The 13,452-nt window shown below is 37.2% G+C and carries 13 protein-coding genes and 1 pseudogene; 1 reads left to right on the forward strand and 13 read right to left on the reverse strand.

Annotation, left to right across the window (positions count from 1 at the left end):
- Window positions 1-65: 65 nt before the first annotated feature.
- From AC1UFB_RS09610 to AC1UFB_RS09655, 10 genes are all read right to left on the reverse strand, one after another.
- Window positions 66-1,034, reverse strand: a complete 969-nt coding sequence (locus AC1UFB_RS09610) for a nucleoside hydrolase (RefSeq protein ID WP_328101797.1) — start codon at window positions 1,032-1,034, stop codon at window positions 66-68.
- A 310-nt stretch (window positions 1,035-1,344) separates the two neighbouring features.
- Window positions 1,345-1,950: an FAD-dependent oxidoreductase gene (locus AC1UFB_RS09615; protein WP_061785510.1), complete on the reverse strand. Its 606-nt coding sequence runs from the start codon at window positions 1,948-1,950 to the stop codon at window positions 1,345-1,347.
- A complete protein-coding gene (locus tag AC1UFB_RS09620) occupies window positions 1,889-2,470 on the reverse strand; it encodes a superoxide dismutase family protein (protein ID WP_025910756.1) in 582 nt (193 codons plus the stop codon). Before AC1UFB_RS09620 ends, AC1UFB_RS09615 begins: the two co-directional genes overlap by 62 nt.
- Window positions 2,471-2,756: 286 nt before the next feature.
- Entirely contained in the window at window positions 2,757-3,233 is a 477-nt protein-coding gene (locus tag AC1UFB_RS09625; RefSeq protein WP_025910758.1) for a YusW family protein, read from the reverse strand.
- A gap of 75 nt (window positions 3,234-3,308) precedes the next feature.
- Window positions 3,309-4,691: an aspartate kinase gene (locus AC1UFB_RS09630; protein WP_025910759.1), complete on the reverse strand. Its 1,383-nt coding sequence runs from the start codon at window positions 4,689-4,691 to the stop codon at window positions 3,309-3,311.
- A gap of 184 nt (window positions 4,692-4,875) precedes the next feature.
- Entirely contained in the window at window positions 4,876-6,747 is a 1,872-nt protein-coding gene (locus AC1UFB_RS09635; protein ID WP_025910760.1) for a PTS fructose transporter subunit IIABC, read from the reverse strand.
- Window positions 6,748-6,759: 12 nt separating this feature from the next.
- The gene (gene pfkB, locus AC1UFB_RS09640; protein ID WP_328101794.1) at window positions 6,760-7,674 is read right to left on the reverse strand and encodes a 1-phosphofructokinase; all 915 of its coding nucleotides are present in this window, start codon (window positions 7,672-7,674) and stop codon (window positions 6,760-6,762) included.
- Window positions 7,671-8,423 carry a DeoR/GlpR family DNA-binding transcription regulator gene (locus tag AC1UFB_RS09645; RefSeq protein WP_025910762.1) on the reverse strand — a complete coding sequence of 251 codons (753 nt, stop codon included), beginning with the start codon at window positions 8,421-8,423 and terminating at the stop codon, window positions 7,671-7,673. Before AC1UFB_RS09645 ends, pfkB begins: the two co-directional genes overlap by 4 nt.
- A gap of 341 nt (window positions 8,424-8,764) precedes the next feature.
- Window positions 8,765-8,905: a hypothetical protein gene (locus AC1UFB_RS09650; protein WP_165932490.1), complete on the reverse strand. Its 141-nt coding sequence runs from the start codon at window positions 8,903-8,905 to the stop codon at window positions 8,765-8,767.
- A gap of 168 nt (window positions 8,906-9,073) precedes the next feature.
- The gene (locus AC1UFB_RS09655) at window positions 9,074-9,406 is read right to left on the reverse strand and encodes a YolD-like family protein (RefSeq protein ID WP_160169909.1); all 333 of its coding nucleotides are present in this window, start codon (window positions 9,404-9,406) and stop codon (window positions 9,074-9,076) included.
- Window positions 9,407-9,665: 259 nt separating this feature from the next.
- Here AC1UFB_RS09655 and AC1UFB_RS09660 point away from each other — a divergent pair, with 259 nt between their 5' ends.
- Entirely contained in the window at window positions 9,666-10,505 is an 840-nt protein-coding gene (locus AC1UFB_RS09660) for a YitT family protein (RefSeq protein ID WP_328101793.1), read from the forward strand.
- Window positions 10,506-10,847: 342 nt separating this feature from the next.
- Here the strand turns inward: AC1UFB_RS09660 and AC1UFB_RS09665 are convergent.
- The 3 genes and pseudogenes from AC1UFB_RS09665 to AC1UFB_RS09675 form a co-directional block, all read right to left on the reverse strand.
- A pseudogene (locus AC1UFB_RS09665) lies at window positions 10,848-11,006 on the reverse strand (tyrosine-type recombinase/integrase); the annotation flags it as partial.
- Between the two features lie 265 nt (window positions 11,007-11,271).
- Entirely contained in the window at window positions 11,272-11,955 is a 684-nt protein-coding gene (locus AC1UFB_RS09670; protein WP_025910767.1) for a DUF421 domain-containing protein, read from the reverse strand.
- Between the two features lie 366 nt (window positions 11,956-12,321).
- On the reverse strand, window positions 12,322-13,452 hold a 1,131-nt coding region (locus tag AC1UFB_RS09675; RefSeq protein ID WP_482589083.1), incomplete at its 5' end, for a phospholipase D-like domain-containing protein.

Consider the following 13,452-nt stretch of genomic DNA (forward strand, 5'->3'; position numbering starts at 1 on the left):
TCAAAAAAAAATCCAGAAAGAGGGCTGTCAAAAAATCAGCTTTTACTGACTTTTTGGACAGCCCCTTATTTTACGGGTCTTACTAAAATTGTCGTAAGCTCTTTTAGGAATGCCTGTTCATTAATACCCCAAGCTATATATGATGGTTCTTTTTGTTCTTCAACTAATGTTTTAGGTCGAAAATCTGCGATACTTTGTCCTTTTGCTTCTCCACTTAACTCTACACTTACTTTACGTTGAACATATTGAATAAGCTCATCGTTAACTAAAGCCATTAACGGAACGATATCATGTATAGGCGTTCCTTGTATACCAGGCCATTGCTTTTTATAGGCTTCAAAATAATAAGTATAAATTGGTAATATTAGAGGTTGAAATGGGTTTTGACTGGTTGATGATATTTTTTGAATCGTTTCCGGCTTTACAATAACCTTATGAGTAACGTTTAATGGATACACTCGCACCTTTTCTGCTCGTTCCATAACTACATTAGCCGCAATAGAATCACCATGAAAGTTAGCTTCTGCAACAGGCGTAACATTTCCTGGCACCATAAAAGCGCCACCCATTATAAAAAATTCATTTACATATTCATTTAATACATCCCCATGAAGTACAAATAACATAGCTAATTCCGTTAGACGTCCCGTAGCAATCACCGTAATATTCCCTTTATACGTTTCAATTAACTCGAATGATTTACTAAATGACTCCACCGGTAACGCAAAGGATGGAGGAACATTAATTGGCCCTAAAGTTTCTCCATGTATCTCAGGATAAAAAACAGAGATTTCACCTGTGATTGGTCCTTTAGCCCCTTCTATAATTGGAATATCTTTACGATTTGCTAACGTTAAAACATAAGAAGTATTTAAAATCGCATCTTCTTTTGATACATTTCCATATCCGCTCACAATCCCTACTACGTTAATATTAGGATGTAAAAGAGCATACATAAGCGCCAAGGCATCATCAATACCTGGGTCCATAAACACCAAGACGTTAATCTCTTCTCGCAAAGCACCACCTCCCATTTTTTAACACACCTTATATAGTATATTTATGTTCAGTGATGCTTTGAAATACATGATACCCGCTTACAGATGCTCCGATCGTTCCTGCACCAGGGAAAATCGTATCTCCACAGAGCCATGCCCTTAACACCCGAGCGATGGGAAAGACTGTTAAACAGAGCATTCTCTAACGTTTGAGGAAATCCTCCTACGCCCCCTTGAGCTCTGGATGTGAAACGTTCCTACGCCACCGGTCCACCTGAAATTTGATGAATGGCAGATTCAATATGTGGAATGACTGTTTTTATTCCTTCAATCATTTTTGTTTCCATCACTGTTTTTTAGCATCGTAAGCTTCTTTTGTTTGCCACTTGTTTAGCTCAATATGAGTTGAAGCTGTAATCGTTCGATAGCCTTTTGGTGCACGCTTTTCATCATTTGGATGGGAGATGGAAACAAAAATGTGTTCAGCTTCTGTCATATCTCCTTGCTCTGATAGAAGAATTTGCTGAAATAAAGAAAGATTATTCGGTAAATCTTCTTCTTTGACAGCCAAATACATCGTATATGTACCCCACTGCGGTAATTTCGCTTTTGCTCTCAGCTTTGGGGTTAGCTTCATATATACGTCTTCATCTAGTATTGTGCCTAAGTTTTGAACCGGCACATTGCACACAACATGAAAAGCATCATAGGAATTATCACGATGGTCATGGATAATCCACCGATTGTCCTTTCTTTCTATTCGTACTGCTTCTCTTCCTTTTATTGCTTTTCCTCCATGATTTTCAATGTACGTCTGAAGTCTTTCTGCAACTTGATACAGTCCTCCCTTTACATAAAACGCTCCTTCGCGACTTTTACTTTTTAACGTTTTATTTCGTAATGACGCCGCAAATAACGCGGTCGCCAGAGTTCCCTGCAGGGTCCGTTTCATAATCATCTGGCCCTGCATGAATAACGAGGGATGAACCGTCAACATCTAGTAATGAATTAGGCTTTCCTTCCGCTAGCGTTACAAGTGAAGCGAAAGTCTCTGCGTTAATTTTCCCGCGCTTATCTGCTTCTAAATTAGGAAGATCACCACCGTGAGGACCTTTCGGGTTTTTAAATCCATGCTTACGATCATAGGGATTAAAGTGTCCACCTGCGGTTTTGAAATCTGGAACTTCACATTTACCAATTTCGTGAATATGAAAACCATGTCTACCTGGAATTAGCCCTTCTGCTTCGACTTTAATACGAACTCCATTTTTCTCTTCTGTAAAGGTTGCTTTCCCTACTTTTGCCCCTTTTGTATCCATTAATTCTACCGTTAATGGCGCAACTGATTCCTTATTTACTTCTGTAGCTGGTTGGTACTCATCCTGGGAATGTTGTTGACCTTGTCCTAACCCACAGGCAGCTAACAGTAAGAAAACTGCGCTGACACAGCATTTCATTAAGATTGTTTTCATTATTAATTCCTCCTTTAGCTTTCATATCATCATCTTTTCACATTTCATAGGTTTTTAGACGTCAAAAAAAGAGCGCGGGACAGGACGAAATAATTCCTTTTCAAATCAAAGAAGAACCATTACTTTTTTATAATGGTTGGGTTGTAGGAACAAGTTCGTTCCATTGCGCCCCACTCTTTTTTTAAATTGTTTTCTGAACCAACAAAAAATCCGAACGATTGAGAGTTAACTCTCAATCGTTCGGATAGATCACTAACTGAGATATTTATGTCTCAGCATCTTTTTTCTATTTGTTAATAATGTATTTTTTTTCAGTTCCATCAGCAAAGCGCACTTCTAATTCAAATGATTCATAATCACTATTTAAATTAAATACTTTTACTACTTCTTTGACAACATCTTTTTCAGGTGTATTCTGGTCAAACGTTAATTTTTCAAACTTAGATGATAGCTCTTCAAAAGCCTCATTGCCTTTTAAATGCTTATCATTTGCTTCATCGTCAATTTTTGCTTCCATATCATCTTTTTCATTTTCGTATTCTACTTCATAGTCATTGTTTAAACCTTCATACTCTACATCCAAATCGAACTTCGAGAAGTTAAACGCCCTATTTTGATCATTTTCGCTGTTTGTTGATTGTTGCTCTACGTTGTCTTCAACCGGAGCTTCTGGTGGTGGAGATTCCACTTCATCATTATTACATGCAGCTAAACCTAATAGAGCAGCGAACGATACAGAAAGAACAGATACTTTTTTCAACATAAAAAACGCCTCCTTAAATATACGACTACTATTTGTATACCCAACGGAGACGTTTATTATACGCATACTAGTAAATTACTTTACGCTTGAATATGAAATGCTGTACATTTTATTAAAATAAGTGTTGTACAATGCCTGTACTGCTTTTTCAAGTGCATCAGCCTTTACTCCAAACATCATGCTTACTTCTGAAGAGCCTTGGTTAATCATTTCTAAATTCACGCCTGCTTTGGCAAATGCTTCTGTAGCCTTAGCCGCAATTCCAACAGAACTGTTCATTCCTTCTCCTACTACCATTACTAGCGCTAAATTTCGTTCAATTGAAATGTTATCTACTTCCAACTCTGTTTGAATACGATCAAGTACCCGCTCTTCTACTTCCGGCGTTAGCTGATGTTCACGCATAACGACTGAAATGTTATCGATTCCGGACGGCGTATGCTCGTATGAAATCCCTTCATCTTCTAAAATCTGCAGAAGCCGTCTGCCAAATCCGATTTCACGATTTAACAAATATTTATCGACATGAATATTGCAGAAGCCTTTATCACCTGCAATGCCTACGACAGGTTGTTCGCCAACTTTTCGCTTAGAGACAATAAATGTTCCCTTTGCCTTGGGATTGTTTGTATTCTTGACGCATACCGGAATCCCGGATTTAAAGACAGGTTCAAGCGCTTCGTCATGGAAAACAGAAAAGCCTGCATAAGACAATTCGCGCATTTCTCGGTACGTCACTTCTTTCATTTCACAAGGTTTTTCAACAAGTCTTGGATCTACGCTATAAATTGCATCTACATCTGTGAAGTTTTCATATAAGTCTGCTTTAACACCAGCAGCAACAATAGAACCTGTAATATCAGAACCACCTCTTGAAAACGTCACAATATTGCCTTGTTCAGAGTAACCAAAGAAGCCCGGGATAACTAAAATGCCTTCACGCTCTTTCAACTTTGGTAACTCTTCATAAGAAAGCTCTAAAATTCTTGCTCGACCTGGCTCATCTGATACAAAAATACCCGCTTCTTTAGGATTTACATACGAAGCTTCTTCTCCTAAATGCTGTAGATATGCAGCCATTAATCTTGCATTATTATCTTCACCACTTGCTTTCAAACAATCTAATAAGCGGAATGGGTCATTTTTATGTAAAGAAATTAATGAGTCAATGTTATCAATGATTTCCGTGATAATCTCTTCAGACATTTCTAACTCAGTCACAATTTCTCGATAACGATCAATGACTTTGCCAAACTCTTCTACGTAATCTTCACCTAGCTGAATTTTCCCAGCCAACGCAATTAATAAGTCTGTCATTTTTGTGTCATCAGCATATCGCTTTCCTGGTGCAGATACAACAATCATTTTTCTCTCTTTGTCTGCTTGAATGATTTGTGCAACTTGTTTAAATTTCGCTGCGCTTGCAACTGAACTCCCGCCGAATTTCGAAACCTTCATGTTTGAGACACTTCCTTACCTGTTTTTAATATTCAACTATTGTAACATAATCTGTCTGACAAAAAAGCTTTCTGTCTAATTTTTCTAACAATTCTTCGAATATTAAATCTATTGTACTTCCAAAAAGAACAAATGTCTATAATATAAATACAAACCTCCTGCTTTTTACAGGAGGTTTTAACTTTTAAACTACTTTTTTCTTTTTCAATACTCCAACAAGTAGAGCTGTTACAACTGCACCGATAATGATAGCTAGTGCGTATAAGAATGGGTTACCCTCTACTACACCAATTACGAAAATACCACCGTGAGGAGCTGGTAAACCAATACCAAATACCATTGTTAAGGCACCTGCTACTGCTGCACCAATAACCGCTGCTGGAATTACGCGACCTGGATCTGCTGCTGCGAATGGAATAGCTCCTTCTGTAATAAATGAAGCTCCCAGCGCGTAACATGTTTTTCCTGCTTCACGTTCTTGCTGTGTAAATCTATTTTTGAAGATTGTTGTTGCTAACGCTAAGCCTAATGGAGGTACCATACCACCAGCCATAATTGCAGCGTGTGGACCAAAGTTTCCTGCATCAATCATTGCAATACCAAACGTAAATGCTGCTTTGTTGATTGGGCCACCCATATCAACGGCCATCATACCTGCTAAAATAATTCCTAATAATACTAAGTTACCTGTTTCAAACCCACTCAACCACTGTGTTAATCCATCATTGATTGCTTTAACTGGATCGATAATGACATAAAGCATAATCATTCCGGTAATGAATATCCCGAATAATGGGTACAAAAGAACTGGCTTAATACCATCTAATGCCTGTGGTAAACGACTGAACAATTTTTTCAATCCAAGTATGATATAACCTGCTAAGAAACCTGCGATTAGCCCACCTAAGAAACCTGCTTGACCAGTAGAAGCCATTAAACCTCCGACCATACCTGGTGCTAAACCTGGACGATCGGCAATACTCATCGCGATGAAACCAGCTAATACTGGAATCATTAAACCAAATGCGTTACCGCCACCAATTGTATTTAATGCTGCTGCAAACGCATTATAGGTTGGATCATCGGGTTTGACTGCATCAATACCAAACATGAATGAGATGGCAATTAAAATCCCGCCTCCTACTACGAATGGAAGCATTGCAGATACACCGCTCATTAAGTGTTTATAAAACCCTTTACGTTCTGAACTTCCAGAAGAACCACTCTCAGATTTACCACCGTCACCGCTATAAACAGGTGCATCTCCTTTAAGCGCTCGATTAATTAACTCTTCTGGTTTACGAATCCCTTGTGCTACTGGTACTTGTATGACCTTTTTACCAGCAAAGCGAGCCATTTCAACCTGTTTGTCAGCCGCTACGATAATTGCTGTTGCTTTTTCGATTTCTTCAGCTGTTAATGCGTTCTTAATACCACTTGAACCGTTTGTTTCAACTTTAATCGTAACGTTCATTTCTTTTGCTTTTGCTTTTAAACTATCTGCTGCCATATAAGTATGAGCGATACCTGTTGGGCACGCCGTAACTGCTAAAACTAGCTCATCGTCCGACTTTGTATCAACTTCTTCTGGCTGTTCATTCTCTGTTTCTTTATCATCAATTAACTGGATAACTTCATCAATTGACGCAGCATTTAATAATGACTGACGAAAATCTATATCCATTAATAACGTTGATAAGCGTGATAGCGTTTCTAAGTGAGCATTATTTGCTCCTTCACTTGCCGCAATCATAAAGAATAAGTGTGCCGGCTGACCATCAAGCGATTCATAGTCAAGCCCTTCTTTTGAACGCCCAAATGCAATTGCTGGCATCTTTACCGAGCTTGTCTTTGCATGTGGAATGGCAATCCCTTCACCAATTCCCGTTGTGCTTTGTGATTCACGGTTTAAAATTGCTTGCTTATATCCTTCACGATCGTTTAAACGACCTGCTTCATCCAATTTGCCAACTAACTCATCAATAACATCTGATTTTGATGAACTTTGTAGATCAAGAATGATTGTGTCTTTTTTCAATAGCTCTGTAATTCTCATTCTCGGCTCCCCCTACTTTATCTTTGTAATTGAAACTTGTTCTAATAATTCTTCTACACAGCTTTTTTCACATAGTTCAAGCGAGAAAGCTGTAGCACTACCCGATGCCACTCCTGTACGGAATGCCTCAAGTAAGTCATTTTCTTTTGTGTAAGCAGCTAGAAAACCCGCTACTAGTGAATCGCCTGCTCCAACTGAGTTTTTAACATTCCCTTTTGGTGCAGTTGCTCGGTACACTGCATCTTTTGTAATCAACAGTGCCCCGTCCCCAGCCATGGAAACTCCTACGTTTTTTGCTCCCATTTCGACTAGTTTTTGACCGTATTGAATTGCATCTTCTACACCGCTTACCTCAACATTAAATAATTCGCCAAGCTCGTGATGATTTGGCTTAATAAAAAATGGATTATGCTTCACTACATCTAGAAGTGTTTTCCCACTTGCATCTACGACAACTTTCACACCTTTAGCAGTAGCTTGTTGCGTAATCGTTTCATAAATATCTTTTGGAAGCGTTTTCGGAATACTGCCTGCTAACACAAGCACATCATGCTCTTTCATCTGAGAGATTTGCTGTAAAAGCTGCTGAAGAGCTTCTTCCGAAATAGTAGGCCCTTGTCCATTTACTTCTGTTTCAGCTTTTGTTTTTAGTTTTACATTAATGCGAGTATCTTCATTAACTCTTGTAAAAGCGGTTTTGATTTCTTCCGTTTTCAAGTAATCTTCAATATATGTTCCAGTAAACCCACCGATAAAACCAAGCGCTTTGTTTTCGACGCCCAATCGTTTCAACACGCGAGATACGTTAATTCCTTTTCCACCCGGAAACTTTACTTCGCTTGTTGTTCTGTTTAATTCGCCTTCTTTAAAGTCTGTTACATGTACAATGTAATCAACTGAAGGGTTTAACGTACATGTATAGATCATAATTTCACAACCTTTATGTCTGTTTTGTTTGCATATTGTATAAGCACCTCTTGCGGTAGCTCATTTGTAATAACAGTTGCTGCATGTAGGTCTGCTATTTTTGCAAAGCTGGTTTCAAAAAATTTTGTTGAGTCTGCCAGGATATAAGACTCATGAGATAGCTTCATCGCTGTTTGTTTAATAAGGGCTTCCTCAGGATCCGGTGTGGTGTATCCGTATTGATGATGAATTCCGTTTGCTCCCATGAAGCATTTATCAAAGCGATACTGCTCTAAACTTAAGAGCGCACCATTTCCAATTAAAGCACCTGTCTTATGCTTAAGAGCACCACCTGTTAAATAAAGGGTAATACCTTCTTTAAGCATTAAATTTAAATGCATAAGCCCATTTGTCACAACAACTACATCTTTTTGTTTTAAAAATGGAATCATTTCATACGTTGTCGTTCCTGCATCTAAAAAGATGCAATCGCCTTCATGGATAAGAGAAGCTGCGTATTCAGCAATTCTTTGTTTGTCTTCTACATTTTTATCAGCTTTTTCTATAACGCTTAGTTCAATTCGCTTTTTCTGAATTAGTGAAGCACCACCGTGAACACGTTTAAGTAGCTGTTCTTCTTCCAACTGACTTAAGTCACGACGTATTGTGGACTCAGAGGCACCCGTCACTTCAATAAACTCTTGCACTTTAACAAGCTCTTTTTCTTTTAAAAGCTTTAACATTAGCTGATGCCTTTCAGGTGTTAGCATAACGTGACTCCTTTTCCAAAAAAGCGTTTTCATTTATCTTTCATGATTTTACTTTAACACGCAAATCTTTCAAAATCAATCATAAAAAATCAGTTTCATTCACTTTTTTTATTTTTTTTAATAAAAACTTACGGTTAACGGAAGCGCTCTAATATGTAGGTTTCAACACATTTACACTAAAATCAAACGTTATAACCAAATGTTATAATGCGGTCATATTAATTGTTCAACCTGTCATCATTGAACGTTTATGATTGTTTTATAACAAATAAAGCTTGTTCACTTAAATTTGCCCACACCAAAAAGTTGTCCATTTTTTTGGACAACCATTGGGAAGTTCGTTATTTAAATAGAAACAACAGCATGTATAAAATGGATGCTAACGCCGATGAAATAGCTAAACTAGATGCAAAGCGAACGAGCCTTCTTTTGATGAACTGCGTTAACTCAATTTCTCTCACTTGACTTTTTTCATTTTGCATATCTTTCCCCTTCTTTTTTATATAGCTACGGCACACTTTACACTCAATACTACCTCGTCTCAATACTACCTCGTGCTGCCGCGAGCTTTTTTATCAGTATATGCAGACTCCACAAAAAAGATACAAAGCCAATGAATACAATAAAAGCTACTTCAAAATTGAAGCAGCTTAATCCATGCACAGCATTGCGTTAACAACAAAGCTTTCCCGAATAGAATATGTATAATAAGGACCCGTTGCTAAAAGGCGGTTTGATTGCTGATCAATACAATCAATCGTGACTCGATCATACTTTCGAACGCTACCTCCTTCATAAACATGTAGATTAACTAGTCGATGTTGTTCGCACGCTGTATGAAGGATTTGACTAATCTTTTCTCTACCTTGCATTCGTGCTGGTGGTGTCTCTAATTTTAGATGAGAACGATAAATTTCTTTCATCTGCTCCACATGTTCGGGCATCAAAAGCTTGGCATATTTTTTTAGTTCTTCTTGATACAACTCCCTCTCCCCTTTCATTATCCATATTAACGAACATACGTTCTTTTTGTAAGGCAGAAATTATTTTTATTTATCATAAAATGCTTTATTCATTGCATAACTTTTTCATTTTTCCATATGAAGTTCAGCGTGTCAAAAAATTTACCTCTCGTTTTTAAAAACTAGTCTTTCATTCCAGTAGTCTCCTTGATATAATACATTTTCATAGAGATAGTTTCGCCAGAATGAAAATTAACACACTAGAAAGAAGATGTATATGATGGTAAAACGAATAAAAGAAATTATACTAATTTTACTTGGTAGCTTAATTTTTGCGCTTGGTATCAACTATTTTGCTATTCCAAACGAGCTTGCAGAAGGTGGCGTAACTGGGGTTACTATGATTACATACTACCTGTTCCAGTGGTCTCCAAGTATAACAAACTTTATTATTAACGGCCTGCTCGTTTTGGTTGGATATAAGTTTTTACATAGACGCGTCATTGTCTATACGGTCCTTTCTATTGTGGCTACTTCGGTTTTTTTACATCTAACTGAAGAAGCAGGAGCACCGCTAAACGATACGCTTTTAGGCGCCATCTTCGCTGGTCTATTCGTTGGAATCGGTCTTGGCCTCGTGTTTAGAGGCGGGGGGACCTCAGGTGGATCTGCGGTTATTGCTCGAATGACTAATGAATACTTTGATTGGAATATTAGCAGAACCATGCTTGCGATTGATTTAGTCGTTGTAGGAAGTGCCTATTTTGTAATTGGAGGCGAAAAAACGATGTACACCGTTATCGCACTCTACATTGGTACAAAGGTACTTGATTATATTATTGAAGGATTAAACCCTCGCAAAGCCGTAACGATTATTTCAACTCGTTCAAACGAAGTGGCTGAACAAGTTAATAATAAGATGGAGCGTGGCGTAACGGTTTTTACAGCGCACGGCAGCTATACAAAAGAAGCCAAACAAGTACTCTATATTGTAATTAACAAGCAAGAGCTTTTAGAGCTAAAGCGAATTATTCATAAAGTGGACGATCAAGCGTTTGTTGTAGTGCATGATGTGCGAGATGTATTTGGTCTCGGTTTTACTTTACCGAAAGCAGGCTAACCCTTCTATTATATAATAGAAGGGTTTTTTCACCATTTAGATAGCTTTATGTTTAAAATAAGTTAAGCCACTGACGAAAAAGAAAGCAAAGCTCCCTAAAACAGTAATGAGTAATGTTCCTGGTGTAAAGAATAAAAATTGAAAAATACCAGCATTGATATTTTAATACCAATTGTTATCGTTTTATTATTTTCATCCACTCAGTTTATGATACCAGTTACAATTAAGGAAATTAGTTTAATGATTATTGGATCAATTGCTTTAGGAAGTTTCATAGGAGCAGTTTTATATGGCTTAAACAAATTTTTTCAAAAGTTGACAACAAACTAAATAAAAGCCCTTTGACTCAAAGGCTTTTCTTTTGGTATCATCTAATAGTTTTGCATATCTTAGTGTCATTTCTGGAGAAGCATGAGCCAATAACTCTTGTACTGTTAAAACATCTGCACCACCGTTTAACATTTTGACAGCATATGTATGGCGAAATTGATGGCTTTTAAAATAAATGCAATCTTTGCACTAGAACCTTTTGATTGGTGACAAAAACCAGCTAATATCCGGTCAAGATATTAGCTGGTTTTTTGTAATGAACACTTAGAGCGAAAAGAGCGCAATCCTTACTCTAGAAAAGCGCCCGATTGTGGAAAACCAAAGAGTAACAATCACCCTATCAGATAAATTCATAAAACGGATTCTCTGGTTCATCTTTTTTTAAATCCACATTATATTCACCAAGAAAATTGATGTACTCCTATTCTAACAAATTTTATTTAGGACTTACATGTATGCCTTCACTCTCTCGCCAATCTGCGTAAAGTATACGCTTTACATTATCATATCCATTGGTAGTTAATTGGTTATCTAACCACTGTTGATCAAATCCGAGTTCATGTAAATTATCCCATAAAATTTCCCCATCTATAATTAACGATGTTGGGAGGTCTACTTGACTTTCTGGAAGATTGAGATCTTGCTTGTCTGGTTTTTGATACTTAGATTTTAATAATAAACTTATTTGCCCATTAGCTTCCAATATACCGTATTTGACTTCGCGAACTGAAAAGACATTATTTTGACGGAGTATACTCAATACTTGATTTACATCTAATTTGTTCTTTGTAAGTAACTTTTTGTCCATAACACCATCTCGAATAATGATGTTAGGATTGCCTAATAAGAGAGAACGTGTCGATTTATTTTTTAGAGTCATAAACTCTATTCCCAACATAAGAAATGTCCACAATCCGATAGTATATAAAAAATGAAAAATCCCTACCTTATCTTCATAAATGGTATTTCCTAAAAAATCTCCAAGTACTAACACAAAAATTAAGTGAAACGGGGTTAACTGATAGATGGATGTTCTGCCTGTTATGATAATGATAAAAAATAAAGTGGCAAAACCAACGATGACTTTGATCGTCAGGAAACCAATATTAACTTCTTCCAAAGTTTTTTCCTCCAATTTAAATTTTACTTAGTTGTAAGATCTTGAGGTTTAGATAAAAATGATACAGCTTATCTTCTAATAAACGTATTTTCTTAAGATTTTCAAATATATTATCTATTGATATCACCCCTATATTTAAATTAAAAGCTAACAGCTATTTTTGAATTCAAACTCTTTGAGCTGCCTTTTTTAGTATTTCTATTTTTTAGTAATAAAATTCCATCGTAAATAAGAAAAAAACCCATGTTGAAAGTTCTTCTAACACGGGTTTTCGACTTTTTTCAAATGAATCAGAAATATTTTAAAAACAATGAAATTTTTAAAATATAGATTTAAGATAGAACAATAAAAACAGGATACATCATCTTATAATAATGGAGAAAGCAGGCGAGAACCCTGTTCAACAATGCGATCGGTCAGGGATCGTTGCAGCAAGTCTTCAATTCTTAATGGTACAGAATCAGTAAGATCCCTCTCGAACTGCTCTGTGAGTTCCCCTGCCACATCAGCACTGTACACGACTTGACACACTTCATAATTCAGGCGAAAACTTCTCATATCATAGTTTGCTGAGCCTAATTCTGCAATTTCCTCATCAATGATCATCAGTTTCGCATGTAACATTCCTTTATCGTACTGGTAGATTTGGACCCCAGCTTCTATAAGTTCCCCGTAATAGGTACGACTTGCAAAGCCCACGATTTTTTGATCAATCTGGCGAGGAACAAGTAATCTTACCCGTACACCACGAGCCACAGCTGTCTTTAATGCCATAATAATATCTGTTTCTGGTATAAAGTAGGGCGTTGTTATATCAATGGTTTTGGTCGCTTGTGTTATACATATAAAGTAAGCTTGACGAATAACTGGTGTAGGAATTCCAGGGTTTCCTTCCAACGTATGGATGTATACTTTTTGCAATTCTCCTGTCTTTGTTTGAGTATTGTCTGTTTTACCTTCTATAGGCCATAACTCAGATCCTAATTCGGCAGACCATCTTGAAAGATCTATGCTGCCGGTTGGATTGATTTCCTTTGATTTATATTTTGGGATTTTAGTGGTCTTTTTCGTTGCCTCAGATTTTGTTTTTGACTTTATCCGTTCTGGTACAGCGATATTCCAATGAACGTCGAAGATAGTCTGCAAGTCGCCTGTTGCTTCCCCTATAATTTTCAAATGAGTGTCCCTCCAAAATCCTACGTCTGACTTTAATCCTGTATATTCATACCCAACATTCATACCGCCAGTAAAGGATTCCTTTCTGTCAATCGTGACAATCTTACAATGATCCCGATAATTCCAATTGGACAAAATCCAGGGAAAGCGTAAAGGAAATATTGTCCGACATTCTATCCCTGCTTCCACCATCTGAAGAATTTTTTGACGCGGGAATTTTTTACTCCCCCAACCATCTCTAATAAAACGAACCCGCACTCCATTTACTGCTTTTTCAATCAGCAGTTCTGTGATGCGATTACCAATTTGGTCGTTCCGATA

Source organism: Priestia sp. KCTC 13724 (assembly GCF_056820425.1).